Annotated in this window: 16 protein-coding genes; 13 read left to right on the forward strand and 3 right to left on the reverse strand. The window is 45.4% G+C overall.

The genetic code is table 11. The features are described 5' to 3' along the window. Window positions 1–37: 37 nt before the first annotated feature. Entirely contained in the window at window positions 38–1,378 is a 1,341-nt protein-coding gene (locus AC58VC_RS24965; RefSeq protein WP_497372405.1) for an ArsB/NhaD family transporter, read from the forward strand. A 106-nt stretch (window positions 1,379–1,484) separates the two neighbouring features. Next, window positions 1,485–2,177, forward strand: a complete 693-nt coding sequence (locus AC58VC_RS24970; protein ID WP_497372407.1) for a DUF421 domain-containing protein — start codon at window positions 1,485–1,487, stop codon at window positions 2,175–2,177. A 1-nt stretch (window position 2,178) separates the two neighbouring features. On the opposite strand, the gene spoVB is transcribed toward AC58VC_RS24970, so the two are convergent. Beyond that, window positions 2,179–3,744 carry a stage V sporulation protein B gene (gene spoVB, locus AC58VC_RS24975; RefSeq protein ID WP_497372409.1) on the reverse strand — a complete coding sequence of 522 codons (1,566 nt, stop codon included), beginning with the start codon at window positions 3,742–3,744 and terminating at the stop codon, window positions 2,179–2,181. Window positions 3,745–3,909: 165 nt separating this feature from the next. Between spoVB and AC58VC_RS24980 the strand changes: the two genes are divergently transcribed. The 10 genes from AC58VC_RS24980 to AC58VC_RS25025 all read left to right on the forward strand — a co-directional run bounded on the left by AC58VC_RS24980 (window position 3,910) and on the right by AC58VC_RS25025 (window position 15,876). Then, complete coding sequence (locus AC58VC_RS24980) at window positions 3,910–4,266, forward strand: post-transcriptional regulator (RefSeq protein ID WP_497372411.1); 357 nt, start codon at window positions 3,910–3,912, stop codon at window positions 4,264–4,266. Between the two features lie 101 nt (window positions 4,267–4,367). Then, on the forward strand, window positions 4,368–5,600 hold the full coding sequence (gene secD, locus AC58VC_RS24985; RefSeq protein ID WP_497372766.1) for a protein translocase subunit SecD: 1,233 nt from the start codon (window positions 4,368–4,370) through the stop codon (window positions 5,598–5,600). Further along, entirely contained in the window at window positions 5,590–6,516 is a 927-nt protein-coding gene (gene secF, locus AC58VC_RS24990) for a protein translocase subunit SecF (RefSeq protein WP_497372413.1), read from the forward strand. The genes secD and secF overlap by 11 nt, the downstream gene beginning before the upstream one ends. 65 nt (window positions 6,517–6,581) lie before the next feature. Then, on the forward strand, window positions 6,582–7,535 hold the full coding sequence (locus tag AC58VC_RS24995; protein WP_497372415.1) for a cation diffusion facilitator family transporter: 954 nt from the start codon (window positions 6,582–6,584) through the stop codon (window positions 7,533–7,535). Between the two features lie 78 nt (window positions 7,536–7,613). Then, on the forward strand, window positions 7,614–10,058 hold the full coding sequence (gene recJ, locus AC58VC_RS25000; RefSeq protein WP_497372417.1) for a single-stranded-DNA-specific exonuclease RecJ: 2,445 nt from the start codon (window positions 7,614–7,616) through the stop codon (window positions 10,056–10,058). After that, on the forward strand, window positions 10,055–10,567 hold the full coding sequence (locus tag AC58VC_RS25005) for an adenine phosphoribosyltransferase (protein WP_497372419.1): 513 nt from the start codon (window positions 10,055–10,057) through the stop codon (window positions 10,565–10,567). The genes recJ and AC58VC_RS25005 overlap by 4 nt, the downstream gene beginning before the upstream one ends. 228 nt (window positions 10,568–10,795) lie before the next feature. Continuing rightward, complete coding sequence (locus tag AC58VC_RS25010; RefSeq protein ID WP_497372421.1) at window positions 10,796–12,982, forward strand: RelA/SpoT family protein; 2,187 nt, start codon at window positions 10,796–10,798, stop codon at window positions 12,980–12,982. A 40-nt stretch (window positions 12,983–13,022) separates the two neighbouring features. Then, a complete protein-coding gene (gene dtd / locus AC58VC_RS25015) occupies window positions 13,023–13,463 on the forward strand; it encodes a D-aminoacyl-tRNA deacylase (protein ID WP_497372423.1) in 441 nt (146 codons plus the stop codon). A 90-nt stretch (window positions 13,464–13,553) separates the two neighbouring features. Then, on the forward strand, window positions 13,554–13,727 hold the full coding sequence (locus AC58VC_RS25020) for a hypothetical protein (RefSeq protein WP_175532206.1): 174 nt from the start codon (window positions 13,554–13,556) through the stop codon (window positions 13,725–13,727). Between the two features lie 202 nt (window positions 13,728–13,929). After that, window positions 13,930–15,876 (forward strand): FAD-dependent oxidoreductase, encoded by a 1,947-nt coding sequence (locus tag AC58VC_RS25025; RefSeq protein WP_497372768.1) that lies wholly within the window; start codon window positions 13,930–13,932, stop codon window positions 15,874–15,876. A 106-nt stretch (window positions 15,877–15,982) separates the two neighbouring features. Here AC58VC_RS25025 and AC58VC_RS25030 read toward each other — a convergent pair whose 3' ends face one another. Further along, window positions 15,983–16,291 carry a hypothetical protein gene (locus tag AC58VC_RS25030; RefSeq protein ID WP_497372425.1) on the reverse strand — a complete coding sequence of 103 codons (309 nt, stop codon included), beginning with the start codon at window positions 16,289–16,291 and terminating at the stop codon, window positions 15,983–15,985. A 340-nt stretch (window positions 16,292–16,631) separates the two neighbouring features. Next, the gene (locus AC58VC_RS25035) at window positions 16,632–17,021 is read right to left on the reverse strand and encodes a DoxX family protein (RefSeq protein WP_497372427.1); all 390 of its coding nucleotides are present in this window, start codon (window positions 17,019–17,021) and stop codon (window positions 16,632–16,634) included. A 122-nt stretch (window positions 17,022–17,143) separates the two neighbouring features. On the opposite strand from AC58VC_RS25035, the gene AC58VC_RS25040 reads away from it, so the two are divergent. Further along, entirely contained in the window at window positions 17,144–17,449 is a 306-nt protein-coding gene (locus AC58VC_RS25040) for a winged helix-turn-helix transcriptional regulator (RefSeq protein ID WP_127455345.1), read from the forward strand. The last annotated feature ends 22 nt before the right edge of the window (window positions 17,450–17,471 follow it).

The following is a 17,471-nucleotide window of genomic DNA, read 5'->3' on the forward strand; positions in this document are numbered from 1 at the left end:
AATTAGTACAGACTGTTCAAAGGGAAGGTGAATAATTATGACGGAATTTTCTCAAGGACCCGCTCTATGGCAGGCTATTGCAGCTCTTATTATTTTTTTTGCAGCCTATGTTTGTATGTTGATTGAGAAGTGGGATCGTACGTACACAGCGCTTGGGGGAGCTGTACTGATGCTTCTGCTGGGCACTGTTCCGATTGGGAAAGCACTTACGACTTATGCCAGTTGGCATGTTCTTATCTTTCTTATTAGTCTATTTGTGATAGCCAGCCTTTTTCAGAAAACAGGACTTATCGCTTTTACGGCTAGCAAAATCATACGTGTGTTTCGCTTACAGCCCTTTACGATTCTAGTAAGTTTGTCGATAATAGCTGCTGTAACTTCAGCCTTATTAAACGCTTTGCTCGCGGTTGCTATTATCGTTCCGATCCTGCTCAAAACGACGAAAATGATGAAATTGTCGCCTGTTCCTTTTCTGATATCGGTGCTTTTATCAGCGAATCTAGGTGGTGCAGCAACTCTTATGGGCAATTGGTCCAATAGAATGATTGGTGCATCAGAGCATATTACAACAGGACAAATCCTTATGAAGATCGGACCGCTTGTTATTCTCATGTTAGCCATCGTGTACTTCACGATTTGGTTTCTCTATGGAAGGAAAATGATTATTCCTGAAACGTACAAGCGTGAGGTTCTTAGCTTACAGCCAGATGCCTACTTAGCGGAAGATCGTGTACAGTTTCTTGGTGGTTGTGTCATTTCTGGAGCAACGCTGCTGGCTTTTTTATTGCAAGGTGTTTTGGGCTGGCAAGCCTCCTATATTGCTGCAGGTGGTGCAGTAGCGCTGCTCGCGCTCAACTACAATGACTTAGTCCAGCTTTTCAAAAAGAGAGACTATCGTTCCGTCTGGAATGGCGTTCTCGAAACGCAAGGGTTGTTTTTCCTAGGTTTGTTTATCATGGTTGGTGGATTAACGTATGCCGGGATATCGGGATTCATCGCTGTTAGAGGATTAGAACTGAGTCAAGGTTCTATTTCGTTCTTGTCTATCCTTTTGTTATGGCTAACAGGCTTTGGATCATCGGTTGTGGATTATGTTCCTTATACCGCGGCTATGATTCCGGTGATCGAACATTTAGGGACGGAAATACAGAGTTTTTCACAAGCATCCATCCAACCGCTGTGGTGGTCAATCATTGTAGGGACCGCGATTGGAAGCGGGGTCACACTCTTTGGCTCGATTTCGAACATGTATGCGGCAGCGCTCACCGAACAAGAAGGAGGAGGGCTGAATTCTCGCAATTATTTCATGATTGCAGGGCCGGTCTCTTTGGTTTTATTCATCGTAGCCACAATCTATTTCAAGTTATTTCTGCTCTAATTCCCAACAATTGAATACGTAAAATCTGCATGATGAAGTGCATCAGCGGTCAGAATACCAGTGAACTCCGAGAACAAGCAAGAAGCTTAGATCAGGGAGGCTATCGATGGATATTCTGACCATTTTTTTACGTACCGTGCTGATCTACTTTGTCGTTTTTCTGATGCTCCGGCTCATGGGGAAACGAGAAATCGGGAAGTTATCGCTGTTTGATCTGGTTATTTCGATTATGATTGCGGAAATTGCTGTTTTCGTGCTTGAAGATGTAGAGAAGCCTGTCATGGATGGGATTATCCCGATGGCGACGTTGGTGCTCATCCAAATCATTATCGCCTATGTAACTTTAAAAAATAGAAATCTCCGGATTCTATTTGACGGGAAACCTAGCGTGATTATCAAACAAGGGCTAATCGACCGTGAGGAAATGAAGAAACACCGTTATAATCTGGATGATTTGATGCAGCAGTTAAGGCAGAATAAGATCATGAATGTCGCGGACGTGGAGTTTGCAGTTCTTGAGCCTTCGGGGAAGTTAAGCGTCGTGGAGAAAAGCTTGAAAGCGAAAGAGACAGAGACAGCGATTGACGAACAAGGCCTAAAAGGCACGATTCGATATGAAGGTCTTCCGCTGCCCCTCATTATGGATGGCAAAGTACAGGATGATAATTTGGAGAAAATAGGAAAAACGAGGTTTTGGCTAAAAAACCAGCTTCAATTCAAAGGTGCGCGCGATTTCAAAGAAGTGTTTTACTGCTCCATTGATCACAGAGGCAGAATGTTTCTCGACCGTAAGAGATAAACTAACGGATCATTTTTTTGCCCATGTTCATAATGCGGGTCAAATCCTTCAAACTAATCAATCGGAAAACCGTAATGGCAAACATATAAATGACAAATCCTACGACTGAAGAAGTTACAAAACGAAGCCATTCAACGGAAGTCCACGGGATATACATGATGAAGTAACAGCCTAGACCAGAGAGGGCCATAGCCGCTCCAATTTTCCCGAAATCACTGCCTTCCATACGAAACTTCAGTAAACGCACAACACTGTTCCAATGCAGGAGAGTTACCAGCACAATATTTACATTGATCGCAAAAACAGCTCCTTGAATACCGAGCTCCGGCTTGCTTGCTAGCCAATAAATGAGAATAAGTTTGACTGTAGAGCCTATCAATGTATTGATCAAAGCGGATCCGGGTTTGTTCAAAGCTTGCAGAGTCGACTGCAGGGGTGCTTGGAAATAGATGAATATGGCAATAGGAGCCATCATTTTCAGCATGATACCTACATCAGGTTGATTGTACATATACCTACAGATGGGCTCTGCCAGCACGAACATGATGACAGCGAACGGAGCACCCGTAACCAAAGCCAGTTTTAAGGATTGGTGCAGGCGCGCATGGATGGTTTTCATATCTTTGCGAGCAGCAGCTTCACTTAAGGAAGGGACAAGCGAGACCGATAAAGACATTGTCAGAGCACTAGGCAGCAGGATAATGGGGATGATCATACCTTGCAAGGCGCCATACTGAGCTGTTGCCAGCGAAGTGGCAATACCTGCGATAGCTAGACTTTGTGCAATTAGAATAGATTCGAACAAATAAGAGCTTGCACCAATTAATTTACTGCCTGTAATCGGGATGGAGATACGCATAATTCGCCGGAAATTAGCCAGCCGGCCATTCGTTTTCGTTGTGCCGATGTGTGCGACAGGTACTTTGGGGGATGATTTCTTATCATACTTGAAGTGGATGGCCAGGACGGCTAGACCCCCAATTTCTCCGGCAAGAACGCCTACCATGGCGCCAGCGGCGGCATATTCGATCCCGTAAGGGATCATTACATAGGAGCAAACAAGTACCATCACAATGCGAATCAGCGTTTCCATGATCTGTGACGTGGCCGTGGGAATCATATTCTGTCTGCCTTGAAAGTACCCGCGATAAACAGCGGAGACTCCGATGATCGGGATCATCGGGCTCATACATAAGAATGTGTAATAAACGCGTGAATCGGTTAACAGATGGGAAGTGATCCAAGAGGCTCCCGCGACGCAAGCAATTGTAAATACGATGCTCAGGCCAACTGTAATCGCTAAAGATATGCGAAGAATACTGCGAATTCTCGATTCATTATGCTCGGTTTCGGCCTCAGCAATCAGCTTGGCAATCGCTACAGGGATTCCTCCTGTTATGATCGTCAAGATGACGGAAAGGAAAGGCCAACCCATATGATAAATGCCAATGCCTTCTGCGCCGATGACACGCGGCAAAGTAATTCTAGGTATGAAGCCGAGAATACGGTTCAATATGCCTGCGGCCAAAAGAATCATCGTGCCCCTGATAAATGACTGCTTGGTCATGCCATACCCTCTTCCGATACTTGTCTTACCCTATGAATATGCGAGAGTTGGTCAAGCTCATGCTAACATTTTATGGACAGGTCAAAGCTAGGCAGGAAATGGGCAGGTGAATATCGAATAAGATGACAAGTTAACCATGATAAATGACCTTAGGAGGATCTCTCTATGAATGGAGAAGATAATGATCAAGTTCCTCATCATCCTGAGGACAAGGCGAATACAGAGCACGAGGAAAGTGAGTCAGCCCCCCCTAATGCAAGCGAGGAGGAAGCTGAAGTTGTCCTTTCTGATCTTGAACTGAATGAGATTATCGAGAATCTATGTTTGAGCAAAGTGGAAGAATTTGTACTACTTGGCTATGAACATGTCACTGGAAAAGAGATCTGGGATTGTGTGAGTGACAAATACCGTAAAACGGGTGTCCCTTCTCTACATCAAATCGTGAATGACATTTTATCACTGAAATCGACCCAGTTTATGAACTGGATGACGATAAGCATGTATAAAGGGGCCCAATTCTAAGAATAGGGCTTATTTTTTCATGTAACGACTTAAATTGACTCGATTTTCAGACCTGTATATAATAGGCATATTGAGTATCGAAGGGAGACAAGCAAGAGATGCTGGATTGGAAAAGAATATCGTTCTTTTTTCTAACGGTTGTTATTGTTCTCGGCGCAGTCGGAGCAACAAGCCCTAGACTTGTAGAGCGAATCAAGCTTGGATTAGATTTAAAAGGTGGATTTGAAATTTTGTACACCGCGGAGCCTCTATCTGCTGGGCAGCCTTTAACGAAGGAAACGCTTACGCAAGCGGCGGAAAGTCTTGCCAAACGGGCTGACAGCCTTGGTGTAGCAGAGCCTGAAGTCAATACTGAAGGGTCAGATCGAATTCGTGTACGCCTCGCAGGCGTAGAGAATGAAGAAGAAGTTAGATCCTTGATGTCCAAGCCATCTGTTCTTACCTTCAGAGGCCCGGATGGAACAGTTTACATGAATGGTACTGATTTCGTGGAAAACGCAGCGAAATTAAGCTACGATCCCAACACGAAGCAGCCGATTGTAGAGATCAAAATGAAAAGCAGAGAGAAATTCAAGGAAGTTACGACTAAGCTAGTAGGCAGCACATTGTCCATCTATTTGGATGATCAAGTGCAATCGACGGCATCTGTTAATTTCCCGATCGACAGTGATTCCGCTATCATTACACAAACAAGTGTAACGGAAGCGACTAAAGTAGCGAAAATGATTAACTTGGGGGCAATGCCGCTAAAGTTAACGGAAAAATATATTCAACGTGTTGATGCAACGCTAGGACAAGCATCCTTGCATCAAACAGCGCGAGCTGGACTGATTGCATCGATCTTGATTTTCCTCTTCATGGTCCTGTATTATCGTGCACCGGGACTTGTTGCGGCTTTCACACTAATTACGTACGTTTGGGTTCTTCTCGCGGTCTTCGACTTTATGAATGCAACCTTAACGTTGCCAGGTATTGCAGCCCTTGTATTGGGAGCAGGTATGGCAGTTGATGCGAACATTATTACATACGAAAGAATTCGTGAAGAAATTCGCGCAGGCAAGAGCATTCTTTCCTCTTTGAAAGCAGGCTCCAAGCATTCCTTCCGTACAATTATGGATGCCAACGTTACTAACTTAATTGCCGGTATTGTTCTTTACTATGTAGGGAACGGCGCAATTCGAGGATTCGCGGTCATCACAATGTTAAGTATTATTATCAGTATCTTAACAAACGTTCTTTTCTCCAGATGGCTGCTCCATCTGATCATACGAGGCAACTTGCTGAAAAAGCCAAGTTATTTCGGCGTGAAGGAGGCAGAAATCCGTGGACTCTAAGAACAAGTTTGATTTTGTAAGATCACGCAACAGATTTTTTGGTATTTCGATTGCTCTTCTTGTCATAGGATTAGCTGTCATGCTGTTCTCGGGGATGAACTTCGGGGTCGATTTCAAAGCAGGGACGAATATCGATCTAGTCGTAGGCAAGCAGCTCGATAAAGCCAAAGTCGATGAGATTTTGGATGGTCTTGCAACGAGCGGTGACGTGAAATCGCACCATGCGGACCCGACAATCGGCGGGAACAACAGTGATCGTGTCTCGATCCGCTTCGATGACGTGCTTAACGATGACGCGGTTAACAAAATTCAAAAAGCATTTGCAACAACATACGGTGTTGAAGTTTCCAAAGAGATCAATACCGTTGACCCTCAATTAGCCAAGGAATTGCTGTTAAAAGCCGTCTATGCGGTAGCAATTGCCAGCGTATTGATTTGTGTTTATGTCAGTATCCGTTTCGAGTGGCGTTTTGCGATTGCTGCCATTATTGCCATTCTACACGATGCATTCATGGTTATCGCAGTTTTTGCGATTTTCCGCCTGGAAGTGAATCTTCCGTTTCTGGCGGCGGTTTTGACGACAATCGGTTATTCCATTAATGATAAAATCGTTATTTTTGACCGTATCCGTGAAAATCTCAGATTCGCTAAGCTTAAAACCGACGAAGATCTCATTGCTTTGGTGAACGATAGTATTTGGCAGACGATGGCGCGTAATATTAATACCGTTCTCGTGGTATTGATTGCTGCTGGCAGTTTGTACATTTTCGGAAGCGAGTCCATCAAGTTGTTCGCACTTGCAAAGCTAGTCGGATTAACGAGCGGTGCTTACTCCTCGATCGTAATTGCTTGTTCGCTATGGTATCTCTTGAAAAGAAAATCGCTACGTAGTTCTAAAAAGAAAGCTGCAGCGTAATAACCATAATAACCGGCCGCGTGAATGTTGCGCGGCCTTTGTATCCGTTCAGGGGGAGTGTCAGCGTGAAAGACGAGCGTTTTCAAAAAACGGAGCTCGCAGTATGGAGCGGCATCACCGGTAATGCAGCTCTTGCGTGTCTGAAAGGTATTGTTGGGATTATGGCGCAGAGCTCAGCCTTGTTAGCAGATGCTGCACATTCGGCATCGAGAGCAATAGCTTTATCTGCTGCACGAATTCGGTTGAGATCGGATCAACAGCCTCCAGAGGATCTGGATGCTCAAGGTTCAGAAAAGAATATTTCTGTCGCAAGCATTCTGTTAGCTATCGTCGTTCTTATTATTGGAGTCGAGATGGGGATTTCAGCGATAAATGCCTTAGGGTCCGCCGAGGAACATACTGACAAGAATTACGCGCTCGCTGCGCTTGGACTTTCGCTAGTCGTCAAAGAAATCATGTATCAATACGTGAACCGAATGGGCAAACGAATAGGCTCTCAGGAATTAATTGCTAATAGCAGAGGGCATCGTTCCGATATATACTCTACTATTGTGGCTCTTATCGGAGTATTCGGCGCATCGCTGGCCAACCTTTTCAATGTATCATTCCTTTCCTATTTGGATCCGCTAACAGGAATCATTGTTTCTCTTTTGATTTTGAAAATGGGGTATTCGCTCGTTAAGGAAGCTTTACATAGGAAGCAAGAGTACGTTCTACAGCAGGAGGATGCTGACGATCTGATTGCCGTTGTGCAATTGATTAAAGGTGTAATTACCGTAGATGACTTAAGGGCCAGAGAACATGGACATTATGTGGTGGTTTCAGTCAAAATCAGCGTGAATCCGAGGGTATCGGTTTGGGAAGGTCACGAAGTTTCCAAAAGGGTCAAACAGCAGTTGATGAAAAGATTCCATCATGTTTCGGATGTATTTGTTCATGTAGCCCCTTATGATGCTGGCTATCCCTATAAACATTCAACGGATTCTGAGCTCAGTGAGCTCCCATCTGTTATTCACTAATGTTGTAAAGAGCAAAGCGCGAAGCTATTGCTTACGAAGAAAGTTTTGCAAACGCAAAACTCTGAGGAGGACACACAAGTGCTAGCACCAAAGGCAAGATGGAGCATTGGCAATGCGGATGAGATGCTCATAGAAACTTTTGTGCGCGAGCTGCAGATCGACCCGCTTGTGGCCCGACTGCTTGTTCTCCGAGACATTCGGACGGTACCTGAAGCCGAACAATTCATACATGGCGGGGTTCAGTATTATCATGATCCATATTTGCTCGACGGCATGCTTCCAGCTGTTGAACGTATCCGGCAAGCCCTTCAGAACAATGAATTTATTCGTATATATGGGGACTATGATGCGGACGGCGTAAGCAGCACTTCGCTGATGTATCATTTGTTAAAAGGTTTAGGCGCCCGGTTCGATACGTATATCCCGCATCGCATTCGTGAAGGCTATGGTCTGAATCGTTCAGCGATGGCCTTAGCCAAAGAGCAAGGTGTAGATCTATTAATTACCGTGGACACGGGCATTAGTGCCGTTCAAGAAATCGCCTACTGTCAAGAGCTAGGCATAGATGTAATCGTAACGGATCACCATGAGCCTCCAGAGCACCTGCCGCAAGCTTTGTCCATCATCAATCCTAAGAAGCCAGGCTGTCCTTATCCCTATAAACACCTTGCAGGTGTTGGCGTGGCTTTCAAGCTGGCACATGCTTTGCTGGATAGGCTGCCAGAGGAACTGCTGGAATTTGCGGCGCTTGGCACAGTGGCGGATTTAATGCCGCTGAACGGCGAGAACCGATTAATCGTCAAACAAGGTCTGCAGCGCATGCAGGATTCGGCTTACGCAGGATTCCGTTCTCTCATTAGCGTCTCGGGCATTGAGCGCAAAGAAGTGACAGCAGGGCACATCGGCTTCTCGCTCGCGCCAAGAATCAATGCCAGCGGAAGGTTGGAAGCCGCAGATATTGCGGTTAAGCTATTGACGACGCAGAGTGAAACCGAAGCGGAGCAAATTGCTTTTGAATTGGATATGCTGAATAAAGAACGTCAGCTTATCGTTGAAGACATGGTGAAAGAAGCCTTTGTTCTGGCTGAGGAGCAGCAGGCCAAAGGTCTGGACAAAGTGATCGTCGTTGCGAAAGAAGGCTGGAATGTTGGCGTAGTCGGCATTGTAGCCTCCAAAATCGTGGAGAGATTTTACCGGCCAACCTTAGTTCTTAGCATAGATCCACAGACAGGCATCGCCAAAGGTTCAGCGCGTTCCATTGCTGGCTTTGATTTACACAAGGCTCTGACAGTCTGTGAAGAGTGGTTGGACCACTACGGTGGCCATCAAGCGGCAGCAGGAATGAGCTTAAAGAGCAGCCATTTGGAGGCTTTCACACAGAAGCTGAATGAGCTTGCAGCTGCGACTCTGACGGAGCAGGATTTTATCCCGCTATTGAAGGCTGATGCAGTGTGCAGCTTGCCTGATGTTCCGATTGCCAGCATTGAGGGATTGGAGAAGCTTGCTCCCTTTGGCATGGGCAACCCGGCGCCGAGGTTCATGTTCACCGATTTGTCGCTCGACGATATCCGGACCATGGGCAAAGAGAAGCAGCATCTGAAGCTTGCGCTCTCGCAGGCCAAAGATGAAATAAGCTGCTCGGTGGAAGCCGTTGGATTCGGTAAAGGCAGTCTGGCAGGACTTATCACGCAAGCAGCCAAGGTTGATGTGCTAGGCGAGCTGTCCATCAATGAGTGGAATGGCGTCCGCAAGCCGCAAATTGTTATGCAGGATTTGAAGATAACGCATATGCAGCTCTTTGATTGGCGTGGAGCGGGGCAATTAAGCGCCAAACTGAATATGCTTCAAAATAACCTGACTACAAGCAACGCGAAGAATCAAGTACCTGGTGTTGTGCTCTTTGACGAAACTGACGTGAAAACTTTTGCTGCCACCTCGTTCCAAATTGGCGACTCTATCCCTTACTGGGTCGTTCAAGACAGCGGGTTGTTACGGCCAGGTAATGAAACAGCCAATCAGCTGGATTTTGCTCAAATGAAGGATATCATCCTCTACACGATCCCAAGGAGTTTAGCTAGCTTACAAGGCGTGATACAGCAAGCCCTTGGCATGATGCGCTGTTATCCTGTATTCGCAGAGTTAGGTCCTGACAGCGGAAGCACACTGCCTTCTCGCGATATGTTCAAGATGATGTACGGTACTTTGCAAAAAGAGGGCTCATTGAATGTGCAGGATGTCCGTCTAATGACTTCATTTAGCAAAAGATCGGGCTTGTCGCCAGCTATGATTCAATTCATTTTATCCGTGTTCGAGGAATTAGCATTTATTGAAAGACAAGGGGCTTTCGTTAAGCTTCACGCAGCACCAGCCAAGAAAGATCTTACGGCATCCCGCATTTATCAGCATAGAATGAATCGTCAGGAAGTCGAATCCATCGTGATGTATTCTTCAGCCAAAGAATTAGAGCAGTGGATTGCCCAACATATCCATAAAGAAAACCACATATTGGAGGAAATTATATGAATTTCAAAGAGTACATTCGCGTCATCCCAGACTTTCCGCAACCAGGAATTCGTTTCAAAGATATCACAACGCTGCTTCAGAACGGTACGGTCTATAAAGAAGCAATTGATCAATTGAAAGAAATGGTAAAAGAGAAAGAAATTGATGTCATTGCGGGACCAGAGGCTCGCGGCTTCGTAATCGGCGCTCCGCTTGCGTATGCACTTGGCGTAGGATTTATTCCGATTCGCAAAAGCGGTAAATTGCCTGGCGAGACCATTGAAGTGGATTATGCCTTGGAATATGGCAAAGATAAATTAGCGATGCACAAGGACGCCATCAAACCTGGTCAAAAAGTTCTGATTGCCGATGACCTGCTGGCAACTGGCGGAACGATTCAATCCTCAATTGATTTGATTGAGCAGCTTGGCGGAGATATTGTAGGGGCTGCGTTCCTCATCGAACTTTCCTATTTGGAAGGCAGAAATAAGTTTAGTGGTATAGATGTTGTTTCCTTAGTTCAATATTAAAATAAAGCGAAGAATCGAATGTTTATTCGATTCTTTTTTGTACTTAGGTATAGGGCGTTAGGAAGGAATATTTCAAGGGATATGAGGCAAAATGATGTTTTTTGTCGAAAGGTTAGCATGGCATAGTTGACGCGGAGCCTGCCTTGCAGGCATAATGAATAAAAATCGACTAAAGATGAGCGTTTAAAAAGTTCGTTTTTTAAACCTCTAAAGGGAATGGGTAGATGCATGGGTATAGAGCAGCTGTTAGAGAAGGCAGCCACCTATCTGAAAGAGAATGATTTGCAGAGGATACGGGAGGCCTATGAGTTCGCGGATGAAGCCCATCATGGCCAAGTGCGCAAATCGGGGGAGCCCTATATTCTGCATCCACTCGCTGTTGCAGATATACTGGTGAACATGCAGATGGACGTCACATCCGTGATTGCGGCGCTTCTGCATGATGTCGTTGAAGATACAACAGTTTCACTTGAAACTGTTCTAGATAAATTCGGGAAAACTTGCGCAATGCTTGTAGATGGCTTGACGAAGCTCGAACGGATTAAGTTCAAGTCCAAGGAAGAGCAGCAGAATGAGAATTACCGCAAAATGTTTGTCGCCATGGCACAGGATATTCGCGTTATTCTGATTAAACTGGCGGATCGGCTGCATAACATGCGCACATTGAAATACCAATCGGAGGAAAGCCAGCGCCGCATAGCGGAGGAAACGCTGGAGATTTTCTGTCCCATTGCACATCGACTCGGGATTTCCACGATCAAATGGGAAATGGAGGATATTGCCCTTCGTTATTTGAATCCCCAGCAGTATTACCGGATCGTGAATCTGATGCAGAAGAAGCGGACTGAGCGTGAGCAATATATTGAAGATGTCATTCATAGCATCAAAGAGAAGCTGGATGAAATGGGAATTCAAGGAGACATTTCCGGAAGACCCAAACATCTCTACAGTATTTATAAAAAAATGAGCTCCCGCGGCAAACAGTTCAATGAGATTTATGATCTCATGGCGCTGCGCGTAATTGTCGATGGCATCAAAGATTGTTATGCTTCTTTGGGCATTATTCATACATTGTGGAAACCGATGCCTGGACGGTTCAAAGATTATATCGCCATGCCGAAACCGAATATGTACCAGTCTCTTCATACAACGGTGATAGGTCCCAAGGGAGAGCCTTTAGAGGTTCAGATTCGCACTTGGGAAATGCACAGAACGTCCGAGTTCGGTATTGCTGCACACTGGGCCTACAAAGAAGGCGGCTCTGTTGTTCCATCAGGCACTTTTGAAGACAAGATGAGCTGGTTCCGTGAAATTTTGGAGCTTCAGCATGAAACGAATGATGCTTCGGAATTTATGGAATCCATGAAGATGGACTTCTTCTCTGATCTTGTATTTGTATTTACGCCAAAAGGGGAAGTCATTGAACTCCCAGCTGGTTCTGTGCCTTTGGATTTTGCTTACCGCATTCATACGGAGGTCGGTAATCGGACTATTGGCGCCAAAGTCAATTCCCGCATTGTCCCATTGGATCACAAGTTGAAAACAGGGGATATCATTGAAATTTTGACGTCCAAACACTCCTACGGACCTAGTCAGGATTGGATCAAACTCGCGCAATCATCCCATGCTCGCAGTAAAATTAAGCAGTGGTTCAAGAAAGAGAAGCGCGAAGAGAACGTCGAAAAAGGAAAAGACATGATTGAGCGCGAGCTCAAGCGTTTGGCTATAGATCCGCCGACATTGATGAGTGACGATAAGATGATCGAAGCGGCGAAGAAGTTCAATTTCAACGATATTGAAGATATGCTGTCGGCAGTTGGCTTTGGCGGAATAACAGCTGCACAAATTTGCACGAAGCTGACAGAGAAGCTGCGTAGGGAAGCGGAAGAAGCACAGGTGCTTCAGCTTTCTACGGAGGTCAAAGAAGTTAAGTCGCAATCCGCGACAGAGCGCAAAAGCCGGCCAACTAACGGCGTGCGGGTAAAAGGAGTAGACAACCTCTTAGTACGTTTTGCGCGTTGCTGTAATCCAGTACCAGGTGATTTGATTATTGGCTATATCACTAGAGGACGAGGCGTGTCCGTGCACCGTTCGGATTGTACGAATATCCCAACGAGCATGGGCGAAGAAGAACGGGTGATTGAGGTCGACTGGGCTGAAGCCGTCGAATCTAATTTCAATGTGGAAATTGAAATTACAGGGCATGACCGCCGTGGTTTCTTAAACGAGGTGCTTCAGGCCGTTTCCGAGAGCAAAACGATGATTTCGGCCGTATCAGGCCGTTCCGATAAAAATAAAATGGCAACGATTCACATGACGATTTTGATTAAAAATATCGATCACTTGCAGTCGGTTGTCGAGAAAATTAAACGGGTGAAAGACGTTTATTCCGTTCAGCGCATTATGCAAAGCTAAGCTTGCGGCTGCGAACACACGCGAGGGGATATAGAGAAGCATGAGAGTAGTCGTTCAGCGGTGCAAACGCGCCGAAGTAACTGTGAATGGAGCATCTGTCGGACAGATCGAGCATGGTCTAATGCTGTTAGTAGGCATTACTCATGAGGATACCGAGCAGGATGCGAAATATATCGCGGACAAAGTATCCGGACTGCGTATTTTTGAAGATGAGACCGGTAAAATGAATCTTTCCGTGCTGGAGACAGGCGGTCAGATTTTATCCGTTTCCCAGTTTACTTTGTATGGAGATTGCCGCAAAGGGAAACGTCCCAACTTCATGGCGGCAGCTAGACCCGAGATTGCTCAGCCGCTGTATGACAAGTTCAATGAGCTGCTTCGCGGTCAGGGCTTGCAAGTAGAAACGGGTGCATTTGGCGAAATGATGGATGTTTCGTTTACGAACTGGGGACCTGTCACATTAGTTATCGATAGCAAATAGATTAGATGCGGTTACGTCTTGCGCAAAGGATAAGATGCGACCAGCCTGGATATACTAAAACTGTATATTCTTGCAGTTAGGAGCATCCAGATGCGTCAATCGATCAAGCATAAAGCCATGACGGCCCCAGAGCAGCAGCTGCTGCATACAACACTTGCTGAGCGGATGAGTCAGGCACCAGCGCTAGCGGACGTTGAAATTAGTGCAGAGTTCACATCTGAGCAGGAGAAAATGAAAAGCATTCCCAAGAAATCATATCGTTAATCGTAAAGCCTCGCACTGCCTCATCAGCAATGCGAGGCTTTATTTGTTCCAATAGCAAGATTTCTCTAAGACTTTAAAATGTGGTAAACTAACAAGTGATGTTTTTGGCTGACAAATTAATCGACTGCTCAAGAAAGCTTATCAAACCTTTAACCGGTAAGCTGTATGAAAAGCAGGGGACAAGGTGGGTGCTTTTGTTTTAATGGCAAATCCGAATCGTAACAATTCCGCTTCCAAAGGATGGCTTTGGTTGATGGGGATCTTGATTCTGCTCGCGGTGCTGGCAGCTGCAGCATCTTTGTATTATCAATATAAACACCACATAAGCGGTGGAAAAAGTCAGGCAAAGCAAGAAATTGAAGAAGTGAAATCTGTGAAGAAAACAAAAGAGGCGTATGACATCATTGTTGTTGGTACCGACCCTGAGGGGGTTGCTGCGGCTGTTTCAGCTGCGCGTAATGGATTGACTACCCTGCTGGTCGATGGACGGAATCGTGAGATTCTGGGAGGGCTAATGACACTCGGCTGGATTAACTCCATTGATATGAATTATTCGCCAAACAAGAACCTTTTAGGGAAAGATGATGTGTTTAACAAAGGCTTCTTCTCCGAGTGGTATGCCAAAATTGAAGGGGATTCCTTCGATGTGAATACAGCCGCTAATGCGTTCTATGATTTGGTTAAAAATGAATCTAAAATCGATCTGCTGCTCAAAACGAAGAAGATCGATCCGCTCCTTTCCCAAGATAAAAAAGCTGTGCAGGGGGCTACGATCACCCTCGAAAATGGGAGCACGCAAGTCGTGAAGGCTGCCTCTGTCATTGATGCGACGCAGGATGGTGATTTCGCGGCGGCAGCAGGAGTACCGTTTACGATCGGGCATGAGGATATCGGGGACCCGAATTCCAAAATGGCCGTGACGCTTGCGTTTCGTCTGAAAAACGTAACACCGGAAGTTTGGAACCTGATGGCCAAAAGGTTGAACGGCGATAATAATCCGGATACAGGTGTAAATGAAGTAAGCGTATTTGGTTATGGTGAAATGAGTAAATACCCGCCTCTTAACAAAGAAAGAGCCAAGATGAGAGGGCTTAATATGGGTAGGGAAAATAATGATACCGTCCTCATCAATGCCTTGCAAATTTTCGGTGTAGATACCCTTGATCCGAAATCTGTTCAGGAAGCTTTTGACATTGGGAAAAAAGAACTGCCTAATATTTTAACTTATATGCAAAAAACATTCCCTGAATTCGCAAGCCTTGAGCTCGACGGATCTGCACCAGAGCTGTATGTTCGGGAAACGCGTCATATGCAGGGGGAATACAGACTGAATATTGTTGACGTCTGTACGAACAATGATCAATGGGACCGCATTGGATTCGGTTCTTATCCCGTGGATATCCAAAGGATCTCTCCGACGGATTCCGGCAACGTTGTTTGTAAACCGAAGCAATACGCAATTCCATTTCGCAGCCTAGTGCCGCAGAAAGTGGATGGACTGCTTGTAGTAGGTAGAGCAGCCAGTTACGATACACTGCCGCACGGAAGCGCCCGCGTAATGCCTACGGGCATGGCCGAAGGGGAGGCTGCAGGAGCTGCAGCGATGCTCGCGAAGCAGGAGAAGATGACGTTCCGTCAGGTGTCGGCGTCCAAAGAAGTGATTGCGAAGCTACAGGAGCAGCTGAACAAACAAGGCATGGAGATTCATCCGATGACACTCAAGCCGCAGCCTTTTATGGAGCACAAAGCTTATGAGGGTCTGAAATCCGCACTTATGCTTGGATTGGCTTCCGGTGCGTACGACAATAATTTTCACTTGGATGACCCAGCGAATCCGAAGCGGATGGTTAATCTCGTGAGCGGCGCGAAGAAAATGAAGCCGGATGCCTTCAAAGGCGATGTATCCCAGGCGATAGCGAAGCTGGAAAATGCCGATAAAGTTCCGTTATCTCTTGAGCAGGCTGCTTATACGATAACACAAGCTTTGGGACTGACGGCTTCATCCCAAGAGGCGCAAGCAAAGTTAATGGAGAGCAAGCTGCTGACTGACGCTTCACTGAAGCTAATAGCAGACAAGCAAAAGTTAACGAATGCGGACACGTACTTGCTCATCAAAGATCTAAAGGTTGGCTTAACAGGCAAGCCTTAATAAATAACAAATAAGAGCCTTATTACGCCGTAGTTGCATGTGGCGATAAGGCTCTTATCCTTTTTTTCGAAGCCAATGGAAGTTTTTATGACTGCGCTTACAAATTTCAGTCAGCTTCTGAAGCATCCTCTTCGGCTTCCGCAGATTCTTCCGCTTCTTCTTCGGCAGAATCATCACTATCTACTTCAGCATCCTCGTCGGCATCAACTTCCGCTTCTTCTTCCGCTTCGACTTCTTCTTCATCAGCTGCTTCTTCAGCTTCATCCGCTTCATCCGAATCTTCAATGGCCTCTTCTTCGGCTGCTTCTGCTTCTTCGGCTACTTCATCTTCTACTTCAGCTTCGGTTTCGGATTCCTCAGAGAAGAGCACCACTAGATCCTGCCGTTCCTCTTGAAACTCGTTTTGTGTTGTCATTGTTACAGCCTCCTGGTGATAAATTCAAGGCCATTTGCCTTGTTGTAATGTATATGTGGAAAAAAGTTTGATTATACGACAGTAGCAAAATGAAAATGATTGAAAATACAGGGAAAACACTTGTAATGAAATTGTAATTTAAATTTGATATGGCGTTAATTAACCGCGGGTATAATAAAACTCGACCCCCTTTAATTTATATATTGTCTAGAGGCCTGCCGCCACTCGTGCTGCAGGCTATTTTCTTTGTAAGATTCATCCTTGCATCGCCATGGAAATAGAAAAGGGCTATCATCCATCAAGTCATTTGACTTAAGGAGATAGCCCTTTTCTTTATTTTTTAGAATAAAGCATCCAGAGAATAATCACCTGCACCGATAAGCGTGACGCCTAATGCTGCTGCAATCAAAAGCAAGTTGTACTCGAACCCATTGGAAGTCGACCAATAGCTTTTATAGTGAACCTTTACAATAGCAACAAGCATAGTAATGATAATAAGTGCAGCAGCAAGTGGTGTCCAAAGTCCTGCAGCAAAGAGCAAGCCACCTGCAATTTCCGACAAACCAGCAACAACGGCCATCAGAACACCGGGCTTAATACCAATGGAATCGAAAAATCCTCCGGTGCCTTTTGGTCCATAACCGCCAAACCATCCAAATACTTTCTGTGTGCCATGAGCGGCAATTGTTAAACCTAACACCAAACGAATAATAAGAAGACCTAAAGCCATGACTAACTACTCCTCTTTAAATAAATTTTATTTAATTACTTACTTTATGTTAGTATATTATTACGCAGCACTTACTTTTGTCAAGCGACTATGCTAAAATTGTTTATAAGGAGATGATTTATATGGAAGACTATCAACTGTGCCCGAAATTCGAAAATGCATTTGAACTTCTGGGAAAGCGTTGGACGGGGCTCATCGTACATGTCTTATTGACTGGACCGAAGCGGTTTAAAGACATATCCGTGCTTATCCCAAGTATGAGCGATCGCATGCTTTCGGAGAGATTTAAAGAACTTGAGGCTGCAGAGATCATTGTCCGACACGTGTACCCGGAAACTCCGGTTCGTATTGAATACGAATTGACAGCTAAAGGAAAAGGGCTTAAGCCTGTTATGGACGAGTTGCAAAAATGGGCGGACTCTCATTAATTAAATGAAGGCAGTTCTAAGT

It is taken from the genome of Paenibacillus sp. J22R67 (assembly GCF_059692175.1).